This window comes from Paraburkholderia tropica (assembly GCF_900109265.1).
GTDB lineage: Bacteria > Pseudomonadota > Gammaproteobacteria > Burkholderiales > Burkholderiaceae > Paraburkholderia > Paraburkholderia tropica.
Map to the genome: position 1 here is coordinate 169935 of NZ_FNZM01000004.1, position 22644 is coordinate 192578.

At 66.3% G+C, this 22644-nt stretch carries 14 protein-coding genes; 5 read left to right on the plus strand and 9 right to left on the minus strand.

Features of this window, described 5'->3' with window-relative positions:
- Positions 1-61: 61 nt before the first annotated feature.
- From recD to BMY06_RS07510, 5 genes are all read right to left on the minus strand, one after another.
- Positions 62-2350 (minus strand): exodeoxyribonuclease V subunit alpha, encoded by a 2289-nt coding sequence (gene recD, locus BMY06_RS07490; RefSeq protein WP_080180210.1) that lies wholly within the window; start codon positions 2348-2350, stop codon positions 62-64.
- Complete coding sequence (gene recB / locus BMY06_RS07495; RefSeq protein WP_074982404.1) at positions 2347-6264, minus strand: exodeoxyribonuclease V subunit beta; 3918 nt, start codon at positions 6262-6264, stop codon at positions 2347-2349. Before recB ends, recD begins: the two co-directional genes overlap by 4 nt.
- Positions 6261-9848 carry an exodeoxyribonuclease V subunit gamma gene (gene recC, locus BMY06_RS07500; RefSeq protein ID WP_244144360.1) on the minus strand — a complete coding sequence of 1196 codons (3588 nt, stop codon included), beginning with the start codon at positions 9846-9848 and terminating at the stop codon, positions 6261-6263. Before recC ends, recB begins: the two co-directional genes overlap by 4 nt.
- A gap of 455 nt (positions 9849-10303) precedes the next feature.
- Positions 10304-11545: an NAD(P)/FAD-dependent oxidoreductase gene (locus BMY06_RS07505; protein WP_065065365.1), complete on the minus strand. Its 1242-nt coding sequence runs from the start codon at positions 11543-11545 to the stop codon at positions 10304-10306.
- Between the two features lie 272 nt (positions 11546-11817).
- A complete protein-coding gene (locus tag BMY06_RS07510; protein WP_074982686.1) occupies positions 11818-12690 on the minus strand; it encodes a transporter substrate-binding domain-containing protein in 873 nt (290 codons plus the stop codon).
- Positions 12691-13039: 349 nt separating this feature from the next.
- Between BMY06_RS07510 and BMY06_RS07515 the strand changes: the two genes are divergently transcribed.
- Complete coding sequence (locus BMY06_RS07515) at positions 13040-13414, plus strand: Rap1a/Tai family immunity protein (RefSeq protein ID WP_074982405.1); 375 nt, start codon at positions 13040-13042, stop codon at positions 13412-13414.
- Positions 13415-13485: 71 nt separating this feature from the next.
- A complete protein-coding gene (locus tag BMY06_RS07520; protein WP_074982407.1) occupies positions 13486-14010 on the plus strand; it encodes a nucleoside 2-deoxyribosyltransferase in 525 nt (174 codons plus the stop codon).
- Positions 14011-14049: 39 nt separating this feature from the next.
- On the opposite strand, the gene BMY06_RS07525 is transcribed toward BMY06_RS07520, so the two are convergent.
- Both BMY06_RS07525 and BMY06_RS07530 read right to left on the minus strand, forming a co-directional pair.
- Positions 14050-15711 carry a S10 family peptidase gene (locus tag BMY06_RS07525; protein WP_080180212.1) on the minus strand — a complete coding sequence of 554 codons (1662 nt, stop codon included), beginning with the start codon at positions 15709-15711 and terminating at the stop codon, positions 14050-14052.
- A 212-nt stretch (positions 15712-15923) separates the two neighbouring features.
- Positions 15924-17543: a S53 family peptidase gene (locus BMY06_RS07530; RefSeq protein WP_074982409.1), complete on the minus strand. Its 1620-nt coding sequence runs from the start codon at positions 17541-17543 to the stop codon at positions 15924-15926.
- A gap of 399 nt (positions 17544-17942) precedes the next feature.
- Between BMY06_RS07530 and BMY06_RS07535 the strand changes: the two genes are divergently transcribed.
- Together BMY06_RS07535 and BMY06_RS07540 are read left to right on the plus strand one after the other, a co-directional pair.
- Positions 17943-19043 carry a BMP family ABC transporter substrate-binding protein gene (locus tag BMY06_RS07535; protein ID WP_080180213.1) on the plus strand — a complete coding sequence of 367 codons (1101 nt, stop codon included), beginning with the start codon at positions 17943-17945 and terminating at the stop codon, positions 19041-19043.
- A 74-nt stretch (positions 19044-19117) separates the two neighbouring features.
- Complete coding sequence (locus tag BMY06_RS07540) at positions 19118-19642, plus strand: nucleoside deaminase (RefSeq protein WP_074982410.1); 525 nt, start codon at positions 19118-19120, stop codon at positions 19640-19642.
- Between the two features lie 70 nt (positions 19643-19712).
- Here the strand turns inward: BMY06_RS07540 and galU are convergent, their stop codons facing one another.
- Together galU and BMY06_RS39530 are read right to left on the minus strand one after the other, a co-directional pair.
- The gene (gene galU, locus BMY06_RS07545) at positions 19713-20603 is read right to left on the minus strand and encodes a UTP--glucose-1-phosphate uridylyltransferase GalU (protein WP_065065473.1); all 891 of its coding nucleotides are present in this window, start codon (positions 20601-20603) and stop codon (positions 19713-19715) included.
- 358 nt (positions 20604-20961) lie between these two features.
- Positions 20962-21105, minus strand: coding sequence for a hypothetical protein (locus BMY06_RS39530; RefSeq protein WP_167371401.1), 144 nt, complete (start codon positions 21103-21105; stop codon positions 20962-20964).
- A gap of 248 nt (positions 21106-21353) precedes the next feature.
- Here BMY06_RS39530 and BMY06_RS07550 point away from each other — a divergent pair, with 248 nt between their 5' ends.
- Positions 21354-22514, plus strand: coding sequence for an acyltransferase family protein (locus BMY06_RS07550; RefSeq protein WP_074982412.1), 1161 nt, complete (start codon positions 21354-21356; stop codon positions 22512-22514).
- Positions 22515-22644 lie beyond the last annotated feature (130 nt).

The window sequence follows — 22644 nt, forward strand, 5'->3', positions numbered from 1 at the left end:
CTCGATTTCCGATGGGAAACGCGCGCGGCGATCGCATGCAACAACATCGCAATGCCGGGTTTCAGCGCGCTTCGTCGAATAGCGCCGCCATCAAGCCGCTCGCGCGCTGCACGCGGGCGCAAACCGCGCGCTCCAGCACCGAGCGCCCTTCCGGCACGGCCAGCGTGAACCACGTGCGCGCGCGCGTGATGCCCGTGTAGACGAGTTCGCGCGTGAGAATCGGACTGTACGTATCGGGCAGCACGAGCGCCGCGTGCGTGAATTCCGAACCCTGCGACTTGTGCACGGTCAGCGCGAACACGGTCTCGACGCCTTGCAGGCGGCTCGGCGACACCCACTTCACGCCGCCCGCGCCATCGCCCGACGGGAACGCCACGCGCAGCACCGGCGGCGCGCCCGCTTCCACGGGCAGATCGAGCGCAATGCCGATATCGCCGTTCATCAGCCCAAGCTCGTAGTCGTTATGCGTGACGAGCACGGGCCGCCCCGCATACCAGTCGCCGAGCGGATCGATCAGACCGTCTTCCTGCAGCAACCGCGCGACGCGCCGATTAAGCCCCTCCACGCCCCACGTGCCGCGTCGCAACGCGCACAGCAACTGAAACTGCGTATGCGCCTGCAAAACCGCCGATGCCCACTTCGCCAGCGCTTCCGGCGACGCGCCCGCTTCCGGACGCAACGCACGCATGGTGTGCAGATAATGCCGATAGCCCCGGCGCTGCGTGGCGGGCGCGCTGCTGCCGCCGCCCGCTTCTTCGTTCACCACGCCGTCGGTGATCAGCGCGCGCAACGGCGCGTCGTCGCCCGCCGGACAGATGAGGCGCGCGAGATCCGCATAGCCGCGCGTCCAGATCTTCGCCACGCCCGTGGCATCGCCCGCGTTGACGAGTTCGGCCAGCGCGCCAATCCCGCTTTCCGATGCGAAACGATGGCTCTCGCGCAGCATCGCCACGGCCTGATCGAGCGGCGTGCCGTGCGTATCGAGCATGGCGGCGTCGATGCGCTCGCCCGTGGCCGCTTCGAGCCATGCGCGCGTCGCCTCCGTGTAGTGGCCGTCGCGCGCGCGCTCGCAAAGTTCGCCGAGCACCGCGCCCGCTTCGACCGAGGCCAGCTGGTCCTTGTCGCCGAGCAGGATCAGACGCGCATTCGACGGCAACGCATCGAGCACCGCGGCCATCATCTCCAGATCGACCATCGACGCTTCGTCGATCACGAGTACGTCGACGGGCAGCGGATTGCCCGCATCGTGACGAAAACGCCGGCTGCCGGGCCGCGTGCCGAGCACGCGATGCAGCGTGGTCACGACAGTCGGAATCGCGCTGCGCAGCGCAGCCGGATCGACGCGCTGCGCGAGCGCGTCGAACGGCAATCGTTCGACGGCACCCGCGATCGATTCGTTCAGGCGCGCGGCGGCCTTGCCCGTCGGCGCGGCGAGGCGAATGCGCAGCGGGCGTCCGCCTGTGCCGTCCGGATCGAGCGCCAGCGTTTGCAGCAGCGCCAGCAATTTGACGACGGTGGTCGTCTTGCCCGTGCCGGGTCCGCCCGTGATGATGCTGAACGCGCTGCGCGCCGCGAGCGCGCACGCGAGTTTCTGCCAGTCCGCGCCTTTTGCCGATGCCGAACGCGGCGCGAACAAGGCGTCGAGCGCTGCGCGCGCCGCCGCGGCGGGCAGCGCCGCTTCGAGACGCGGTCCGCGCGCAAGCCGCGCTTCGATACCCGCGCGCACGTCCTGCTCGTACTGCCAGTACCGGCGCAGATAGAAACGATTGCCGGCCAGCACGAGCGGCGTGCTGTCTTGCGCGCTGGCTTGCGTGCTGGCTTGCGTGCTGTCGTGCACATCGGCTTGCGCGTGCCCGACCAGTTCCGGCGCGTCGAGCGCCGCGCGCCAGCGCTCGAGCGTCACCCCCGCGAGCACTTCGGCGGGCGGCTGCGGCGGCTCGGCCGTGGGCGTTTGCGGACCGTCGGGCGGCAACGAGAGCGCGAAGGCGGGATCGTCGAGCGTCGCCTGCAAGTCGAGACACACATGGCCGCGCCCCAACTGATGACTCGCGAGCGCGGCGGCGAGCAGCAACAGCGGCGGCGCATCGGGCGTCTCGTCGAGCAGAAAGCGCGCGAACGCGCCGTCGAGCGTGCGCAGCCAGCCGCGCTCCACCCAGCGATCGAGCGTCGCGAGCATCTGCGCCGCCGACTCGCTGACGTTGGGACGCTGCGCGATGGACTCGGCCGCTTCGACAGGCGCAGGCTTCGCCTCCTCCTCGATCTCTTCAGGCAAGAACGTATCGAACAGATCGCCGGTCGTGCCGATCGCGCCTTTCGGCAAATCGTTGCGCGTGTTGCGTCGCGGGCTCATGCTGCATCCTCAAGCGCGTCGTGATGCGCGAACAGCGCATCGAGTCCTTCGATCAACTCGCGCGGCGGGCGCTCGCAATGCAGGCCCTGGCTCGGCGCACGGCCGCCGCGCAGGAACATATAAACGGCGCCGCCCACATGCAGGTCGTAGTCGTAATCGGGCAAGCGCGCCTTCAGCAAGCGGTGCAGCGCGAACAGATAAAGCGCGTACTGCAACTCATAGCGCGAGTGCAGAATCTGCGCGCTCATTCTCGATTCGGTGTACGAATCATCGTCGGCTCCGAGCCAGTTCGATTTGTAATCGGCGACGTAATAGCGGCCCTCGTGCTCGAAAAGCAGATCGATAAAACCCTTGAGCATGCCGTTCAAACGCGTCGCGTCGAGCGGCGGACGCGGCGCGCCGTCGAGCGTGAGTTCGGTGACGAGCGCATCGAGTTCGAGCGTATTCACCTTGTGCGCCGCGACCCAGAATTCCATTTCCGCCATATACGACGCGCTGTCGAGCTTCGCGAGCGTAAGCGGCGCCACCGCTTCGCCATCGATCGACGGCAGGCGCAGCGGCGTGCTGAGCCACGCCAGCATCCACGAGGTGAGCGTATCGATCCATTGCGACCAGCCGCGCACGTTGCAGCGCCGCGCGATCATGTCGCGCAGTTTCGTGGCGTCGCGCGCGACTTCCGCAAAGCCCTCGTTCGCCACCCACTCGATGAGTTCGTGCAGGAAGCTGCCCGCGTCCGCGCCGCGCTCGAAGCCGTGCATCGGCGCGCCCTCGGGCGCGAGTTCCGCCGATACGGGCAGCCCATCGTCCGCGTCGATATCGTCGATCACGCGCGCGTCGAGCAGTTCGCGAAACACGTCTTCACTGCGCGTGTCGGGCGCGATGTGTTCTTCCTGCGCCATCTGCGCCGCGTAGGCGAGTTGCGTGCCCTCCACGGTTTTCAGGCTCGAATAGCTCGCGATCCACCACGGTTCGCGCCCACGCCGCGGGAACATGCGCGCGTGACCGCGCACGACGCCCGGCCCGCGCAGCGCGAAGGTTTCGTGCGTGGGCACAGGCGCTTCCGCCACCGCGATATCCGCGCATGCGCCACGCAACTCGCCGAGCAGCGTCGCGCTCTGCTCCGCCGGCAACGGCGCGCCGCCGCTCACCAGATAACCGAATGCGCTGCCTTCGACGTTCTGCACCGGCGCATAACCGATCCACGTCGCGTAACGCGCGCGCGTGAGCGCGACGTAAAGCTTGCGCAGATCCTCGCCGAGCCGTTCGCGATCGGCCTGCGCCAGCACCTGCCTATCCGCTTCGAGCGTGACGCGCAGATTGCCCGCCTCGTCGTGCCATTTGAACGGCACGTCGTCGGCCTTCACCGCGCGATGCGCGCACGCGAACGGCAGAAATACGAGCGGATATTCGAGGCCTTTCGACTTGTGGATCGTCACCACCTGGACGAGCCCCGCGTCGCTTTCGAGGCGCAACTGGCGCGCGTCGCCACCGCCGCCCGCGCTCTCGTCTTCACGCTGTTCGTCGAGATAGCGGATCAATGCGTGTTCGCCATCGAGCTGCGTGCTCGCCTGCTGCAACAGTTCGGCCAGGTGCAGCAGATTCGTGAGCGCGCGCTCGCCGTTCAGACCCGCCGCCGCGCTCGCGCCGAGCAGCCGCTGCGGCACATGGAAGTCGTTGAGCAGACGACGCAGCATCGGCAGCACGCCCTTCTTGCGCCACACTTCGCGATAGCCGCGAAATTGCAGCACGCGCGCTTCCCATGCGATTTCGTCGCGACCGAGCGCATCGAGTTCATCCCAGCCGAGGCCGAGCGATCCCGTTGCGAGCGCGCTGCGCACGAGGCGGCCGTCGTCGGGTTCGGCGCACGCGCCGAGCCAGTAGCGCAATTCTTCCGCTTGCGGCGTTTGATACACGGAATCGCGATCGGACAGATAAACGCTGCGCACGCCACGCGCCGCCAGCGCTTCGCGAATCGCGCGCGCTTCGTCGCGATTGTTCACGAGCACCGCCATGTCGGCCGGTTGCAGGGGCCGCATGCCGTGCTCGCCTTCGAAGCCCGCCGTGCCCGCCTGGCCGAGATTCAGCAGGCGCGCCATCTCGGTCGCGCAACTCGCCGCCATGCTCGCGAAATACGCGGTCTTGCTCAAGGGTTTGCCGTCGGCCGAAGCGGGCAACCACCAGACGTTCAGCGCGGGCACGTCGCCGCCAGGCGCGACCAGCGAGTCGGGACGCCCGGCTGCATCCGCCGCGACGAAAGGCAACGCATTGGCTTCGCCTGGCGCGCCGCGAAACAGGAATGCGCCGCTGCCTTCGGGCCGCTGCTCCGCCGCCTCGAAACAGCGATTGACCGCATCGACCATCGCACGCGTCGAGCGGAAATTTTTCTTGAGCGTATAGAGCCGACCCGCACACGCCTCGCGCGCGCGCAGATACGTGTAGATATCCGCGCCACGGAACGCGTAGATCGCTTGCTTAGGATCGCCAATCAAGACGATAGCCGTCTCATTGCGGTTCGCCTGGATATCGTAGACCGCATCGAAGATCCGGTACTGCACTGGATCGGTGTCCTGGAACTCGTCGATCAAGGCCACCGGATACTGCTTGCGGATGATGTCGGCGAGACGCGGCCCATTAGGCTTCTTCAGCGCGTCGAGCAGACGCGTGAGCAGTTCGTCGAAACCCATCTGCGAGCGTCGCGTCTCTTCCTCTTCGAAGCGCCGCGCGATCCAGCGCGCCGCGTGGCAAAGAATCGGCAGCTTGGCCGTGGGCCGCGCGGCCAGCGCCTCCCGCAACGCCTCCATCGCCACGAAGCAATCGAGCGCGGGCGGCGGACCGTCCTTCCAGATTTCCGCGAGGCCGGCGGGCGTAAGACGCGTCCACACGGCAGCATCGTCCTTGAAACCGGGATGCAGACTCTCGGGATCGTTGGCCCATTGGCGCAGCTTGCTGAACCACGTTTCGCAATTGCGCGTATTCAGTTTCTTCGCGTCGAACAGCTTTTTCTCGCGCGCGGCCGCAATCAGCCCTTCCGCTTCGTCAATGCCCGTGCGCCACGGCGCTTTCAGCAGTTCGAGCGCGTCGTGCGCCTGCTTGCGGGCTTCGCTCAGCGCGGCTTCGGGCACGTCGGCGTCGGGCAGCAGTTCGGCGTGACCGAGCAGGCTGCGAATCGCACCGTGCAAGGCATCGGGACTCGCGAACCACGCGCGGACCTGCGCGGCGTCTTGCGCATCGAGCGGCGCGAGAAACGTGCGCCAGTAATCGCGCACGACTTCGGCGCGCAACTCGGTCTGATCGGCTTCGAGCGTCTGCGAAAACAGGCTGTCGCTGTCGAATGCGTGCTCGCTCAGCATGCGATTGCACCAGCCGTGAATCGTCGAGACCGCGGCTTCGTCCATCCATTCGGCAGCGAGTTGCAGACGGCGCGCGCACGCGGGCCATTGCGCTTCGGGATATTCCGCACGCAGATCGTGCAGCAGATCGGTGCCCGTCGCGCGCTGCGAATCCTCGTCGGGCTCGGCGCGGAAATACTCGGCCGCTTCGATCAGACGCGCGCGGATCCGCTCGCGCAGCTCCTTCGTGGCTGCGTCCGTGAAGGTCACGACGAGAATTTCCGGCGGCGTGAGCGGACGCATCGCGGGCTGTGCATCGGCAGCGGTTTCGCTGTGCGCGAGTGCTTCTTCGTCTTCGTGGGATTCGTCGAATTCGTCGAATTCGTCGAACTCGTCGTCGAAGTCGAATTCGTCGCGCTCCTGAGCGTCACGCGTGCCCGCATGACCGAGCACGAGCCGCACGTAAAGCATCGCGATCGTGAAAGTCTTGCCCGTGCCCGCGCTCGCTTCGATCAGGCGGCTGCCGTAAAGCGGAAACGAGAGCGGCTTCAATTCGTTGGCGATCATGTCGTCGGCCGGGGTCATGCGGCGTCTCCTGCGTTGTCGGCAGACGCGGCGCCGCTTTTCTTCTTCGATGAAGCGAGCGGCGCGCGCTGCACCGGCAGCAATAACGTGGCCGCGAGCGTCGCGAATTCGTCGTTCGCGATCAGCGTGTCGAAGTCGGGAAATGCGCGGCGCACGTACGGATTCGTCTCGCACTCGCCCGCCATGCGCGCCGCGCCCTCGAAGGCCGTGCGCGCCGCTTCCCACGCTTCGGCGGGCACCGCGCCCGACGCCGCGTCGTAGTCCGCCGGCAATTTGCGCAGCCAGGCGAAAGCCGTTTTCACCGCGAGCGGCAACGGCCGCCGCGCGCCTTCGTCCCACGCCGCCAGCAGCGCGAGCAGCCACGCGCGCGCGGTCTCGCGCGCGAGCGGCGCGAACTCCGCCACGCCCACCTTACTCACCACGACCGTGGTCACTTCGCCCACCGCGAGTTGCGCTGCAACGTGCGCGACCCAGTATGCGACGAGCCGTTCGCCGCGATACTTGTTGTCCTTCACGAGCGTGCCGGGTTCGAGAATCACGCGCCCGAGCGTGCCGTCCTCGCCTTCGCGAATATCGTCGAGCCAATCCTGCACGTCGATCGTGCGACCTTCGCGCGCGAGATCCAGACGAATTTCATATTGATCGGTACGCAGACGCGGCCAGCGCGCGAGCGCCTTGCGATATTCGATGAACAGTTCTTCCATCGGCGCGAGCAGTTCCTCGCCGATCACTTCGCCGAAGCCGCCGCTCGCGAGATCGCCGCTGCGATGCATGCGTTCGAGCCGCTCGCGCGCGACCGGTTCGAGATCGGTTTCGCCGCGCTCCATCGCCGCCACCTGCGCGCGAATCAGTTCGCCCTGCAACTGCCACGCCTGCAATGCATCCACTTCGAACGGCTCGTGGTTCTCGCTCGCTTCGTCCTGCATTTCGAGCGCGACGCGCAGACGCTGACGAAAAAAGCTGCGCACCGGATCGCGGAGAAACTCCGCGAGTTCACGCACCGAAAGCGGCTCGTCGCGCTCGGGCGCGGGCAGCGTAGGCGCGTCGGCTGCGCCGCTCGCCAGCGGCGCGGGACGGCTCCATTCGTGCGCATAGGTGTACAGCGGCGCGTGACGCGGATCGGCCGGAAAGTAGTCGGCGCTGAACGGCTGCAACCGATGTTCGATCGTGAGCGCGTCGAGTAGCGCGTCGGGCTTGCCGTCTTCGCTGTCGAGCCGCCAGCCCGCCTTGATGTGATCGCGCAACTGCCCGACCAGCACCGAAGGCGGACGCGGTGTGTTGTCGGTCACGCTGCGGCCGATCCACGAGATATGCAGATGCTCGCGTGCGGACAGCAGCGCTTCGAGAAACAGATAGCGGTCGTCCTCGCGGCGCGAACGGTCGCCGGGACGATAGTCGCGCCGCATCAGGTCGAAGTCGAGCGGCGTGCGGCTGCGCGGATAATCGCCGTCGTTCATCCCGAGCAGACAGACGTAGCGAAACGGAATCGCGCGCATCGGCATGAGCGTGGCGAAGGTCACCGCGCCTGCGAAAAAGCGCTGCGAAAGGCCGCCGCCGTCGAGCTGGCCGAGCCAGTTTTCGGCGACGATGGCGAGCGGCAGCGCGTCCGTGAGTTCGGCTTCGCTGCACGCGTCGCGCCACGTTTCGAGCGCGCTGTCGAGGCGTTCGAGCGTGTACGCGTCCTCGCCTTCGTCGGTGGCGAAGAAGGTGGCCTTCAACGCGCGCAGACGCTCGCACCAGACGTCCACGCTCGCCGGTTCGCGCAGCGTGCGCCATGCGTGGTCGAGTGCGTCGATCAGGCGTGTAAGCGGGCCAAGCAAGGCCGCGTCGAGCCCGCCGATTTCCGCATACGGCTCGATTCCGCGCCACGCGCTCGCACGATCTCCGGCCGCATAACCGAGCAGCATCCGGCGCAGCCCGAAAGCCCAACTGTTCGGCGCGCCGCTTTCGCCACGCGGCAGGCCGAGGCTCGCGCGCTGTTCGGCATGCAAACCCCAGCGGATATTCGCGCCATCGATCCAGTTGCGCAGCGTCGGCACATCCTCCGCGTCGATCTCGAAGCGCGTGCGCACGGCGGGCACTTCGAGCAGATCGAGCACGTCGCTCACGGTGACGCGTCCGTGCGGCAGCGCGAGCAGCATTTCGAGCGCGCCGATCAACGGATCGAATGCGCGCTGCGCGCGGTCCGCGACGCTGAACGGGATATAGCGCGGATCGTCGCTATCGACAAGACCGAACACGGCTTGAATATGCGGCGTGTAAATCTCGATGTCGGGCACCATCACGATCACGTCGCGCGGCCGCATCGCGGGGTCGGCCGCGAACGCCGCGAGCAGACGGTCGTGCAGGATCTCCACTTCGCGCTGCGCGCTGTGCGCAACGTGAAAGCGGATCGACTCGTCGGTCTGCGGATCGACGGCGGGCCAATGCTCGCGCGTCTCCGGCAGCGGACGCAGATCGCGAATATCGTCCTGCAACTCCTGCAGCAGCGTGTGCGCGTCGGCGCCGTCGAACAGATCGATACGCTGACCGATGCGCGTGAAATGCGGCGTGTAGGTTTCGCGCGCTTCGTCGCTGTCGTATTCGTCGAGCAGGCCGATGAAGTCGCGCCCCTGCTTGCCCCACGCCGCCAGCAAGGGTTGCGCGTGCAGATGCAGTTGCGATTCGTCGAGCACGGCGGGCGCGCCCGCGCGGCGGCGCTGACGCGCGTGACGCGCGCGCAGCAGATCCTGGTCGGCGACGATATCGGCCCAGTAGTGCATGCACGGGTTGTGCACGCAGAGCAGCACCTGGCTCCAGCGCGCGAGCGCCGCAAGCACTTCGAGTGACTGGCGCGGCAGACTCGAAATGCCGAACACCACGAGGCGGCGCGGCAGGCCACGCGGCCTCGGCTCGCCTTCCTGCCACGCCTGCGCGCGGCGCATGAAGAGATCGTGCACGGCGGCGCGGCCGGTTTGCGCGAGTGCGCTACCCGCAGGCGCGCGCTCGCTCACGTCGGCGAGCAGCGCGCGCCAGAGCGCGGCTTGCCAGCGCGCGTCGTCGGCGAGCGGCACGCGGTTGTTGCGCGCGTCGATCAGCACGTCGTCGTGATCGGCCCACGCAGCGAGCCAGTCGGCGCGATACACCTGGTACTGGTCGAACAGGTCGGCCACGCGTTGCGCGAGCTGAAAACACTTGCGCTGTTCCTCGTCGTTGGCCATGAAGCGCTTGAGCGGCTCGTAGCCCGGCTCGTCGAGCAGCGCGGGCAGCATGCGCATCAGCCGCCAGACGAGGCGCGATTTATCGAACGGCGAGACGGCCGGCACCGCGTCCTCGCCCAGCACCGCGCGATACACCTGCCAGAGAAAACGCGACGGCAGCGACATTTCGAGCGCCGCTGCGATGCCACACCCGCCGTCCTCGGGATCGGCGGCGAACGCGAGCTTGAGCCACTGCGCGATGCCGTTACTCTGCACCAGCAGCATTTCCTTTTCGAGCGGCGCGATGGGATGCTGACCGATCCACTGAACGATCAGGTCGCGCAGCCGTTCAGGCTCGTTGCCGTGAACGAGCATCAGGCCCGGAGGCAAGGCGCGCGCGTTCACATGCGGCTCCGTTGCGGCGCGCGGGCGGGCCGGGAAAGAAGATCGTGCGGGTGGAATGCGGCCATGTCGCCTGGTCGTAAATGTCGCAAATGTTGCCGATAGGAAACTCGGGCGCGAGGTGGCGGGGGGTGGTTCATGCTGCCCCGAGGAAGCCCGCGGCCCGATGCGATAGTTTACGACATTGGCGTGCTCAACGATGGCCGGCTTTGCGGCGCGGCCGGCGACGGCTCAGGCCGATTCAGGCCGCGCATACGTCCGGATCGGCATGGCGTCCACGTCGAGGATGACGTGGACCGCATGAAGGCTTTCGTGCGCGGATCGCGCGGTGTCGCGCGCGTTTGGCGCGAACATGCGCTGAAGTGATGGTCGCGAAGTCGCGGTCGAATCCGCGGTCGAATCCGCGCTTGAATTCGACCGCGCGCTTCGTTCTCGTCCGGCTGGCGCAGCCGCCGCGCTCAGGCCAGCGTGGCCGCCGCGAACTTGCCGATATCCGTCGCCGGATCGCGCAGCGCCGCCACGTCGAGCGTCTTGCCCGAACCGACCAGCTTCTTGCCGCACAGGAAATCGGGCATCGAACTGACCGCATCGACCGCCAGCAGCGTGCCGTTTTTCAGGTAGTAGACGGCAAAGCGACGCGCCGCCGGATCGCCGCGCACGACGGTCTCGTCGTAGCCTTCGAGCAGGCCGACGGTCTGCAGCTTCAGTTCGTACTGATCGGACCAGAACCACGGTGCGTCGCAGGCCGGACGCGGCTTGCCGACGATCGCCGCCGCCGCGAGCTTCGCCTGTTCGACCGCGTTGTGCACGCTTTCGAGGCGGCCCGTGCGGCTGTAGTGCGAAAGCGGACGGCTCGCGCAGTCGCCGATGGCGAATACGTCCGCGTCGGAGGTGCGCGAATCGTCGTCGACCTGAATGCCGTTGACGCAGACGATGCCCGCCGTCTCGGCCAGCCCCACGTTCGGCACGATGCCGATGCCGATCAGCGCCAGCGTGGCCGGCACGACTTCGCCGCCCGCGAGCTGCACGCCCGTGAGCTTGCCGTTTTCGCCGACCAGCGCCTCGATCTTCGCGTTCAGGCGCAGATCGACGCCCTGCGCGCGATGCAGGTCGGCGTAGAACGTCGACACGATTTCGCCCGTCACGCGGCCCAGCACGCGCGGCGCGGCTTCCAGCACGGTCACGTCGTGGCCGAGCTGACGCGCGGCGGCGGCGGCTTCCAGGCCGATATAGCCCGCGCCGATCACGACGAGCTTTTCGCCAGGCTGAACGCGTTCGCGCAGCACGTCGGCGTCGGCGAGCGTGCGCAGCGCGACCACGCCCGAGAGGTCGTGGCCCGGCACCGTCAGCGCGCGCGGCAGCGAACCGGTCGCGAGAATCAGCTTGTCGTAGTGCAGGCTGCTGCCGTCGCCGAGCGTGAGCGTATGGCCCGCGCGGTCGAGCGACTGCGCGCTCACGCCGAGCTTCAGCTCGATACGGTTGTCTTCGTAGAACTGGCGCGGCTTGAGCCAGAGGCGCTCGACGTCGGTCTCGCCCTTCAGATACGCCTTGCTGAGCGGCGGACGATGATACGGCGGCACGGGCTCCTCGCCCACCAGCACGATGCGCCCTTCAAAACCGTATTGACGCAGCAGCGCCGCGGCGTTGCCACCCGCGTGCCCTGCCCCGACGATCACCACCGTGCTGCCCTGTTCCTGCATGTCCGCTCCCTGAGGTCTGCGTGCGCGCGGCCCGCGCGCCGTGTTCGTGTTTCGTATCCGCGTCGCCTGTTTCGTTCAGGCACGCTTAAGCCCGCCATTTTCGCATCGGAAACACGCGGCTTGTGTCTTGCTTGCGCCTGCTTGCGCCCGCTTGCGCCGTGTTTCCGATCGGCAACGCGCGCTCGCGCCGCTGGCCGGGACCGAGATCATCTCACGATCGCGCCGGCTGCCCCGCAAAAGTCCCCGTTCGGCGCGGGGATCGGTATCGCCGCTCAATCGAGCGCGCGGTCGTTCGGCGCGGCGTAGAGCTTGCGCAGCGCGTCGCTCATCGGAAACCGCCAGTCCGCGCCGCTGCCGGGCGTCGGCTGCTCGAACCACTTCGTGTAGAGCTTGCCCATTTCGCCGCTCCTCATGAGCGCGCTCATCGCGTCGTCGACGACCTGACGGAAGGCCGGGTCGCCGTTGCGCATCACGAACGCATACGCCTCGGACGACTGCGGCGTGCCGACGATCACCCAGTCCGCCGGCTTCGCCATGTGGGCGCGCGTGCCCGCGAGCAGGACGTCGTCCATCATGTAAGCCACGGCGCGGCCCGATTCGAGCATGCGCCGTCCCTCGCCGTAGTCGTGCGCGCTGAGCACCTGCATGTTCATGTGGCGATCGAGATTCATGCGGCGCAACATGCGTTCGGACGTCGTGCCCTGATTCGTGACCACGGTCTTGCCCGCGAGGTCCGGAAAATCGTGAATGCCCGAGTTGCGGCGCGTGAGCAAGCGCGTATCGGCGATGAAAAACGTGTCGGAGAACTGCACCTGGCGCTGGCGCGCGCGGGTATTGGTCGTGACGCCGCAGACTAGATCGACGCTGCCGTTCTGCACGAGCGGCATGAGATTCTGCGACGTGACGGCGATAAAGCGCACGCCCAGCCCCGGCCGCTGCGTGCGCGCCTTGACCGCCGCGATCACGCGGTCGCATATGTCCTGCGAAAAGCCGACGACCTTGCCGTTCGCATCGACGGACGAAAACGGCACCGAGGTCTCGCTGTAGCCGATCGCGATCGCGTTGGCGTCGCGGATCTTGTCGAGCGTGGGCTGCGCGACCTGCGCGCGCGCCAGCCCCGGCCACGCCACGGCAGCCGCCGCCATCGCAACGAACGCGACGAACGTGACGGACACGACGGACCTGACGAGCGCGGTGCCGGCGGCGGCACGCAGACCTGACGGCGGGCGCCTCAATCGGCTCATAACAGTCTCTCTCCTTGTTGACGGGCGAACGGCAGCAAACCTTGCGCGCATCCCGAAATCCGATGCCGCCCTGCATCATGCCACGGCCATCGCTTCCCCTTGACGGACGGCAAGCCTGAGATAAAGCGGCGCGGCTATCCTTGCGCCCGGCTCGCACGGGCCGCCGCGCGCATCGGCCTCGCCGGCACGCCGCGCTCGCGCATTCCGCATTCGCGCTGTATTCGTTCGCACTCCCTCCTTCGGAAGCAATATGATCAAGGCAACCCTCACCGCGCTGGCGCTTGCTGCCGCATTCACCGCCGGCAGCGCATCGGCGCAACCGGCGCCCGCGCAAGCCGCGCCCTCCATCGATCAGTCCGATGTGTTCTACGCCGCCTGCCAGAAGCCCGAGAACCGCGACGCCTGCCTGCTGTACATGGCCGGCTACGCCAACGGCGCGCTCGTGCAGGCGCTGCTCGACCGCCAGCAGCCGCGCTACTGCCTGCCGCCGACGGCCACGCGTCCGCAGCAACTCGGCGCGGTGCTCGCGTATATGAAGGGCCATCTGGAAAATATGCTCGAGCCCACGGGCGCGGTCGTCTACAAGGCGCTGATCGCCGCGTACCCCTGCCAGGCGAAGCGCTGAACCTGCGCGGGCGCGGGCAACGGGGCTAGAATCGGCACACGCCCCAAGGCCCCGACTGGAGACGCCCCGCCATGACCCTCGCCGCCTCGCCCCGCCGCCCGCGCGTCTATCTCGCGGGCTTCGACGTTTTTCGTCTCGATGCGATCGAGCACGGCGCGCGACTCGTTGCCGCGTGTGCGGAGTTCGGCTTCGAAGGCGTCTATCCGCTCGACGCCCAGGCGCCCGCCGACCTCGACGGCCCGCGCCAGGCCGCCTGGATCTACCACGCGAACATCGAATCGATCCGCACCGCCGACATCGTCATGGCGAATGTCGACGACTTTCGCGGCCCCGGCGAGCCCGACTCCGGCACGGCGTTCGAGATCGGCTTCGCCGCCGCGCTCGGCAAGGAGATCTGGGCCTACACGACGGACGACGGCACGCTGGCCGAACGCGTGCCCTCGCGCGCCGATCCGCGCGGACGCGTCTGCGAACGCGGCTTCCTGGTCGAAGATTTCGGGCTCTCGAAGAACCTCATGATCGCGTGCTCGGCGCGCATCGTGCAAGGCGACGCGCGCGCGTGCCTCGCCGCGATGGCGCAAGGGCGCACGCTCTGACGCACGCCCTCGCGCTTCACGCGCGGCCGGCCATCGCGCTCAGTGATGCAGCGCGCTCATCGTGCTCATGCGCTGCAACGCGCGGATGCGCGCCACGGCCGGACGGTCGGCGACCGCGCTCTGGTAGAGCTTCGCGAGATCGGCCTTGAGCGCCGTGCGCGACGCGCCGTCGAGATACACCATATGCCCCGAGGGATAGAAGCGCGCGCTGAGGTTGTCGCGCACTTTCTGGTCGGCGAGCGGCATCTTCTGCAGATCGATCACGGTCTGATAGAACGGCGTGACGAAGTCGTAATAGCCGTTCGCGGACAGCACGCGTAGATCCGGATTCAAGGCCATCACCGCCGCCAGATCGCCGGCCGTGTAGAGCACGATATTGCCTTGCGCGTCGACGCCCTTCTGCGCGCCGGTCGGATCGATATGGCCGAAATTCCAGTTCTTGAACGCCTGATCGTTGAGGTCCGTGAACGACGAATTGGTGCGGAACTTGAGCGTCTCGTTCAGATAGCTGTTCCACATCGCCGTATAAACGCCGCTGACCGCCGTCATGGTCGGATCGTTGCCGCCCGCGTTCGGATCGACATTGCCCGCAATGCCCGTGTCGATCGCCGTCACGCGCCCGTCGTACGAACCGAGCGCCACGCCCTTGTCCTTGAGCAGCGTGGTGAGAAAGAGCGAATTGCCGCGGCTGTCGTAACCGGCGACATCGAGATTCCAGGCTTGCAGCGTTTGCGTGTCGATGCCCGTGTATTGCGAGAGCGTCTTGAGCGTGGCGGGAATCGACGAGTCTTTCGGATCGGGAAATTTCGCCAGCGCCTCGCGATAATCGGTGCGCGCGAATTGCGCGACCTGCGCGACGAAACTCTGCAGATCCTTCGGCGCGGGCTTCACGCCGAGCCGCTTGTGGAACCACGCGTCGGCGGCGGCCGTCGGCAAGGCGCCGATGGGATTGCCGCTCTGCGTGTAATCGAGTATCGACGATTGCAGCGTGATGCCGTTCAGGTCCACGCCGTCTTCGTGCAGCCGGTATGCGAGCACGCAGCTGCGCGCCGTGCCATACGATTCGCCGTACAGAAACTTCGGCGAATTCCAGCGATCGTTCGCGCTCAGATAGCGCTTGATGAACTGCTTGAGCGAGTCCGCGTCCTGATCGACGCCCCAGAAGTCGCGGTTGTGGTGCGGCGCGATGGCCGCCGAATACCCCGTGCCCACCGGATTGACGAAGATGAGATCGCTCTTGTCGAGCAGGCTGTCGGGATTGTCTTCGAGCGTATACGGCGCGGGCGGCGTGAAGCCCGGCATCGACGTCTTGATGCGCCGCGGCGCGAACGAGCCGAGCAGCACGAACACCGACGACGAACCCGGCCCGCCGTTGTAGAAGAACGTGACCGGACGGTCCTGCGCCTGCACGCCGTCCTTCGTGAACGCCACGTAGAAGATCTTCGCGTTGGGCTGCGAGCTGCTCGGATCGACGGTGACGAGGTGGCCCGCGGTCGCGGTGTAGGCGATCACCTCCTTGCCGATCTGGATCGCGTGATGCGTGATGGCGGCGTTCTCGGTCATGTCGGTGACGAAGTCGTCGGGACCGTTGCCGTAGGCGGTGGGATCGAAGCACGGCTGGTCGGCGGGGCTGCGGTGCTTGCCGTTGCTGCCGGCCGGACCGTGTTCTTGACCGTTGCTGGACTGAGCCTCTTCGTTCATGTCGTCTCCTTGCTCGTGGTACGCCGGTGGGTCGTTCAGCGCCGCGCCTGGCGACGGGCGCGGGGGCTGCAACGGTGACGCACCGCGTGCCGGGGCGCCGCGTCACGATCGACACGGCGCGGATGGCACGCGGTTTCGCTTCGGAAACCAGGAAAACTTTTGTGTACGCCCCGCATCGAGCCGAACCGGGCGGAGCGCGCAGGCACTCGATGCTACGCCGAGCCGAGCGCCGCCGCCACCTTGCCGCCCACCGGCGTGCCGAGTCCCGTGCAGGCGTCCCAGCCCGGCCCGGCGGTGTAATCGCCGTTGTTGCCGCTCGTGATGTCGTTGAACGCGCCGGGCTGCGCGTAGAGCTTCGCATTGACGAAACCCGCCGCCTTGCCGTTGGTCGCGTTGATGCGCGCGATCAGCGCGGCCCACAGCGGCGCGACCGCGCTCGTGCCGCCCACCACCGTATCCGCGCCGCCGATGTGCACGGCATAACCGCTGGCCGGATCGGCGTCGCCGGCCACGTCGGGCACGCCGCGCCGCACCAGCGCGCCCGCGCCGCCGCCGCTGCGCACGACGCGCAAACCCTTCTGCCAAGCGGGCAGCGCGAAGGTGGCGCTGACGCCGCCGCCGGTCGCGCCGTCGCCCTGCGCGGCGGCGCTGCCCCAGACGGACTCGCGCGTGATCTGGCCGTTTGCGGCCGTGACGTGCGTGCCGCCGCAGCCGAGCGCGTACGGGCTCGACGCCGGGAAATCGACGTGATCGGCGCCGTCGGTCAGGCCATCCGACGAGCCGCTGTCGCCCGATGCCGCGCACACCGTCACGCCCAGCGCGACGGCGGTTTGCAGCGCGTCGTTCAGCGCGCTGAGCGTCTGCTGCGACCACGCCGATTCGGGCGCGCCCCAGCTGATCGAAATGACCGTGGGCTTGCGCTGGCTGTCGTGCAGCGCCGCGCTCACCGCGTCGACGAAACCGGCTTCGCTGTTGGGCGCGAAGTACACCGCGATCAGCGCGGCCGGCGCGAGCGCGCCCACGATCTCGACGTCGAGCGTCACTTCGCCGTCCGGGCCGTTCGCGTCGCCGGTCGGCGCGTTCTTCGCCTGATCGACGGACACCGCTTCCACCTTCGGCATGGCCACGCCGAGCGCGCTGAAATAGGCCTTGAGGTCGGACTCCGTGTAGCCGCCGCCCATTTCGATCAGCGCGACGCACTGGCCTTTGCCGTCGCCGGCGGGGAAATCGTAGAGGCTCGCGAGTTCGAGCGGCGTGAACGAGCGATTCACGGCGCGCGCGGCGCGGATGGGCGCGTGGATCGGGTTATCGTTCTGGCCGCCTTGCGTCGAATCGATGCGAAAGTGCGGCCGCACCTTCGCGCGATTGTCGAGCCCGACCACGGCGGTGACGATCTCGTGCATGTCGTCGGGCAGATGCACCGGGCCGTTCGGTTGGCGATAGTGCTGCTTGAGCGTGCCGACCTGATGCTCGAAGCGCTGCAAATCGACGCCGAACGCCGCGTTGTATTGCTGCACGGTGCCCGAGAGCACCACGCGCCGCGCGCCCGCGTCGGCGCTCACGACACTCAGGCCATGCGCCTTCGCGAAGGTCTCGACGCTTTGAATATCGGCCTGCGACGCGCCGAAGCGCTTCTCGTAGTCCGCGCGCGAAACGGGCTGCGCGCCCGCCGCGCCCGAAGCGATCTTGTCGACCAGTTCGGTGAACGCGGCCTGCGCCTGGCGCCGCAAGATGAGGACGATGTCGAAATGCTCCGCGGGATCGCAAGCGCCGACGCATTGCGCGCCGGTCGGCGCCGGATGATCGCTGCCTGCCACGGGATGACGGGTCATGAACGGCTCTCCTGTTTTCGTCGTGAATCTCGGTCGTGCGTCTCTCCACGCTATGAAAGACCCATGGCCGGGTGATCGGGTTCCGCGCAACAGCGGCGCGTCGCGCGCCTTCATTCATCGCGCATGAATACGCACGTATTCGACGAGCATGCACTCGCCTGGCGTCATCCGACGCGCGGGCGAATCTTTGCGAATCGACGTCAGCCGCACGCACGAAGCCACGCTGAGCCAGGCCGCTCGGCGAGCGCATTCGGCATGCCCACGCGCCCGGTCTCCACTTTGCCGCCCCCGGCCTTTCATATCCATTCCGTTATACCCGCAATAAGGGACACAAATATTTCCCTTATATTTGGCTCGCGAACATGGTGCAAACACGACTTGCCCTTCACCGGAGAATTCATGAAAGTCCGCCTGCCCCGCGCGCGCCGCGTTTGCGCACCGCTCCTTGCCGCCCTGTTCGCCGCCCTCACGAGCGGCATCGGACACGCCGCCACCGCGCCGATGGGCGTGGCCTTCGTCTACCTCGGCAACCCCGGCGATGCAGGCTGGACCTACGCGCACGAACAGGGCGTGAAAGCCGTCGAAGCGCAGTACGGCGACAAGATCAAGGTGACGCGCGTCGAAGACGTGCCCGAATCGGCCGACTCCGAGCGCGTGTTCCGCGACCTCGCCGCGAAAGGCAACAAGATCATCGTCGGCTCGAGTTTCGGCTTCCAGGACTTCGAGCTCAAAGTGGCGAAGGACTATCCCGACACCGTGTTCATGCACGCGACGGGCTACAAGAAAGCGCCGAACTTCGCGACCTATGACGTGCGCACGTATCAGAGCGCGTACCTCGCGGGCGTGGTGGCGGGCTACACGACGAAGTCCAACACGCTCGGTTTCGTCGGCTCGGTGCCGGTGCCCGAAGTCGTGCGCAATATCGACGCATTCACGATGGGCGCGCGTTCGGTGAACCCGAAGGTTCGCACCAAGGTTATCTGGATCAATAGCTGGTTCGATCCGGGCAAGGAAAAGCAGGCCGCCGAAACGCTGATCGGCCAGGGCGCCGACGTGCTGATCCAGAACACCGACTCCACGGCAACGATGCAAACCGCCGAGCAGAAGAAAGTGCACGCATTCGGCTGGGATTCGGACATGAAGAAGTTCGGCCCGAACGCCCAGCTCGGCGCGTGCGTGAGCTACTGGGGCGTCTATTACTCGCATCTGATCCAGCAGGTGATGTCGGGTACGTGGACCAACGCGCCGGTCTGGTGGGGCCTCAAGGAAAAGGCCATCGATCTCGCCGATATCAACACGCAGGCCGTTTCGCCGACCGCGCAAAAGGCGCTGGCCGAGAAGCGCGATGCGATCGTCGCGGGTAAATTCGATCCGTTCGCCGGTCCGATCAAGGACCAGTCGGGCGCGATTCGCGTGGCCGCGGGCAAGGCGCTGTCGGACACCGATCTGCTGCGCCTGAACTGGTTCGTGGAAGGCGTGGACGGCACGGTGCCGAAGTAAGCGCGCAATTTATAAAATGCAGAAAAGGCCTGAAAATCAGGCCTTTTCTGCAATCAAGACGGAGACACGCAGCGATGAACCCGATCCATCAATCGTCCACTGCGCCGCCACGCACCGCGCCGACGCACGAACAGATCGTGCGCCATCTGCGGCGTTCGGCGGCCGTGGGCGAACGGGCCGCGTCGTTCGGCCACCATCCGTTCGGCGCGATCCTCGTCGGCCCCGATCACGAAACCGTGCTGATCGAGCAAGGCAACGTCGACACCGTGAATCACGCGGAATCCGTGCTCGCGCGCATTGCCGCGATGAATTTCAGCGGCGAGTATTTATGGGCGTGCACGCTCTACACCTCGGTCGAACCGTGCTGCATGTGCGCGGGCACGGCCTACTGGGCCAATATCGGCCGCGTGGTGTTCGGCATGACCGAAGCGCGTTTGCTGGAGGCGACCGGCAATCACGCCGAGAATCCGACGATGAGCGTCGCGTCGCGCTATGTGTTCGATCACTGCCAGAAGCCCGTCGAACTGATCGGCCCCGTAGCCGATGTGGAGGACGACGTGATGCGTGTGCAGCGCGCGTTCTGGCAGGCGCGCGCCTGAATGGGCGAATCCAGCGTGAAAACGCATGGCACGCCTCACGCGCCATGCGTTTTCTGAACCGATTGCCGGATTACGCCGCCGCAGCCAGCGCTTGCGGCAGATGGTTCTGCAAATAGGCCTCGAATTCGTCCTTCACCTCAGGGTGACGCAGCGCGAATTCCACCGTGGCCTTCAGATAACCGAGCTTGCTGCCGCAATCGAAACGCGTGCCCATATAGCGGTACGCGAGCACCTGCTCCTCGGTCAGCAGCGATTGCAGACCGTCGGTGAGTTGCAGTTCGCCGCCCGCGCCCGGCTTGAGCGCACGCAGATGATCGAAGATCGTCGGCATCAGCACGTAGCGGCCCACCACGCCGAGATTCGACGGCGCGACTTCCGGCGCCGGCTTTTCGACGATGCCCGAGAGCTTGAACACGTCCTCTTCCCACTCGCGGCCGTCGACCACGCCATATTGCGCGGTGTGCTCGCGCGGAATGGCTTCCACGCCGACCACCGAGCTGTGATAGTGGTTGAAGGTGTTGACGAGCTGCTTCATCACCGGCGTGGGGCTGTACAGCAGGTCGTCGGCGAGAATCACCGCAAACGGGCTGCCACCCACGAGCTTTTCGGCGCACAGCACCGCGTGGCCGAGACCGAGCGCTTCGGCCTGACGCACGTAAAAGCAGTCCACGTTACTGGGTTTGATGCTGCGAACAAGATCGAGCAGCTTTTGTTTGTTGCGGGCTTCGAGTTCAGCCTCGATCTCGTACGATTTGTCGAAGTGATCCTCGATTGCGCGCTTGCTGCGCCCGGTCACGAAAATCATCTCGGTGATTCCCGCAGCGATCGCCTCTTCCACCGCATATTGAATGAGCGGCTTGTCGACGATCGGCAGCATTTCCTTCGGGCTGGCCTTGGTGGCAGGCAAGAAGCGCGTACCGAGGCCCGCAACAGGAAATACCGCTTTGGTAACTTTCAGCATGATGTCCATTCCCAGTTCGATCGTTTGAGTAACGGTCTCGCAGCAAGGCAAGCCGGCATCCCCGAGTGTTCTGTCACAGCAACTTTTTTATATTGAAAGATATCGGCCCGTCTTTTTTGCGGAAAAATAAAAAGACAAAAATCCGAATTAAATCTGACGCGGACTCAATGCTGCCGACTTATCGTCGGCTTATCGCCGATTTACCGCGGTTTCGCGGAAATTATTACCATGCGATGCGAATAACCGGCATGAATTTCCGGATCGGCTTATCGGCGAGTGGCGCTGTGCCAGAGCGACTGCGCGAAGCGTGGCGCAATGACACGAAATGGCACGAATGGCACAACGATGCCCGCGCAGTTTACTCCGCTTCGTCGGCGGGCGGCAATCGTGCCGATTGCGTGCGCGAGCGCCGGATAGGCTCATTGCGCAGCGCCTCCCGATACGCCGACACCGCGACGAGTATCAACAGCACGGCAATGCCGGCCAGTAAATGCAGGTTCATCGAAATCTCCAGCGACCATAGGCGATCCCCTTCACGCTAGCATTTCAAATTGCGCAAATAAATCGCTTTAAGGTTACAAGGTTTTATTTCCTGATTTCGACGCAACCGGCATTAATTCACCGTCCGCTTTCCCTCATTTCTCCCAATTTCCAGGAATACGCCAGGAATACTTTTCGAAAAACTTTTGCATAATTTCGTCGCGCGGGCCGCCTAAGATCGCGAAGTACCCTGGACTCCCTGTGCATACGATGAGCGATCCCGCACTCGAAACCGTTCTGCCGCCAGCATCCGCCATGCCCGCCGCCGCGCGGCCCGCAGCCGCCGTCGTCGCCGGCGATCATCTGATCGACGCGCTGCGCGGCTTCGCCGCCCTGCTCGTGGCCTATTTCCACTGCCGCCAGGTCACCTGGATCGGCATGGGCGCATTCCACCAGACCCACGCGAGCCTCGCGAGCCCCGGCACGATCGCCGCGTGGCTCACGCTGCCGGTGGCGTGGGGATCGGCGGGCGTGCCGATCTTCTTCGTCATCAGCGGCTATTGCATTCACCGCAGCGGCGCCGCGCGCCTGCTCGCGAATCCCGGCTTCCAGCTCGATGCGAAGCAATTCTGGCTGCGCCGTTTCGTGCGGATCTATCCGGTGCTGCTCGCGGCGCTCGCGCTCACCTTCGTCGCCGATTCGATCAGCCTGACGATGACGCCCGTGAGCCACAAGATTCTTGACATCGGCCCGCAGGCCTTTCTCGTCAATCTGTTCTCGCTGCAAGGCGTGGCGGGCAAGACCTACGGCTCGAATGGCGCGCTCTGGACGCTCTCGCTCGAAGTGCAGTTCTATCTGCTCTACCCGTTGCTGTTCGCCGCGCGCCGCCGCTTCGGCTTCAATGCGGTGCTCGCCGCGGTCGCCGCCATCAACGTGATGTCGGCGCTCACGCTCGCGCCGCACGACATCGTGTTCTTCACGTCCTACTGGTTCTCGTGGATGCTCGGCGCGTGGATCGCCGAAGCGCGTTTGCGCGGCTCCGAGGGTTTTCGCTTCGCCTGGCCCGCTGCCGCCGTGTTCGCGGTCGCGGGCTGCGCCGCGTTCCACTTCGGCCAGTACGGCGCGTTTCAGCTCTGGGCCTGCGCGTTCGCCTGCTATCTCGTCAAGGCGCTCGCGCGCCCGCTGGCGAGCGGCGGCGTGCTGCTACCGCTGTTCTCGAAGCTCGGCGAATTCAGCTATTCGCTGTATCTGATACACCTGCCGCTGTTCGTGCTGCTCGGCTCGCTGCTGTTCCGCTCGGAACTGCAAACGTCGATCTGGCCGTCGTTCGGCTTCACGCTCGCGGTGCTGCCGGTCGCGTGGGTGTTTTATCGACTCTTCGAACGCCCCGCGCTCAATGTGGCGGCGCGGCTGCGCAAGCGCGCGGTGTGATTCAAGCGCTTCACATCTCGCCATGAAGCAAGGGGCCGCATAGGCGGCCCCTTTCTTTTGCTCCTCCCACCTGTGCAGGCCGAAGCGTCCTCCCTGAATCTGCGTGCCGTCTTCCGGTCGATGCGCCGGC

Coding starts and splice junctions, on each gene's coding strand:
- BMY06_RS07550 (WP_074982412.1), top strand. CDS start 21,354: ATGAGCGATCCCGCACTCGAAACCGTTCTGCCGCCAGCATCCGCCATG.
- BMY06_RS07515 (WP_074982405.1), top strand. CDS start 13,040: ATGATCAAGGCAACCCTCACCGCGCTGGCGCTTGCTGCCGCATTCACC.
- BMY06_RS07505 (WP_065065365.1), bottom strand. CDS start 11,545: ATGCAGGAACAGGGCAGCACGGTGGTGATCGTCGGGGCAGGGCACGCG.
- recB (WP_074982404.1), bottom strand. CDS start 6,264: ATGACCCCGGCCGACGACATGATCGCCAACGAATTGAAGCCGCTCTCG.
- BMY06_RS39530 (WP_167371401.1), bottom strand. CDS start 21,105: ATGAACCTGCATTTACTGGCCGGCATTGCCGTGCTGTTGATACTCGTC.
- BMY06_RS07530 (WP_074982409.1), bottom strand. CDS start 17,543: ATGACCCGTCATCCCGTGGCAGGCAGCGATCATCCGGCGCCGACCGGC.
- BMY06_RS07525 (WP_080180212.1), bottom strand. CDS start 15,711: ATGAACGAAGAGGCTCAGTCCAGCAACGGTCAAGAACACGGTCCGGCC.
- recD (WP_080180210.1), bottom strand. CDS start 2,350: ATGAGCCCGCGACGCAACACGCGCAACGATTTGCCGAAAGGCGCGATC.
- BMY06_RS07540 (WP_074982410.1), top strand. CDS start 19,118: ATGAACCCGATCCATCAATCGTCCACTGCGCCGCCACGCACCGCGCCG.
- BMY06_RS07510 (WP_074982686.1), bottom strand. CDS start 12,690: ATGGCGGCGGCTGCCGTGGCGTGGCCGGGGCTGGCGCGCGCGCAGGTC.
- galU (WP_065065473.1), bottom strand. CDS start 20,603: ATGCTGAAAGTTACCAAAGCGGTATTTCCTGTTGCGGGCCTCGGTACG.
- BMY06_RS07520 (WP_074982407.1), top strand. CDS start 13,486: ATGACCCTCGCCGCCTCGCCCCGCCGCCCGCGCGTCTATCTCGCGGGC.
- BMY06_RS07535 (WP_080180213.1), top strand. CDS start 17,943: ATGAAAGTCCGCCTGCCCCGCGCGCGCCGCGTTTGCGCACCGCTCCTT.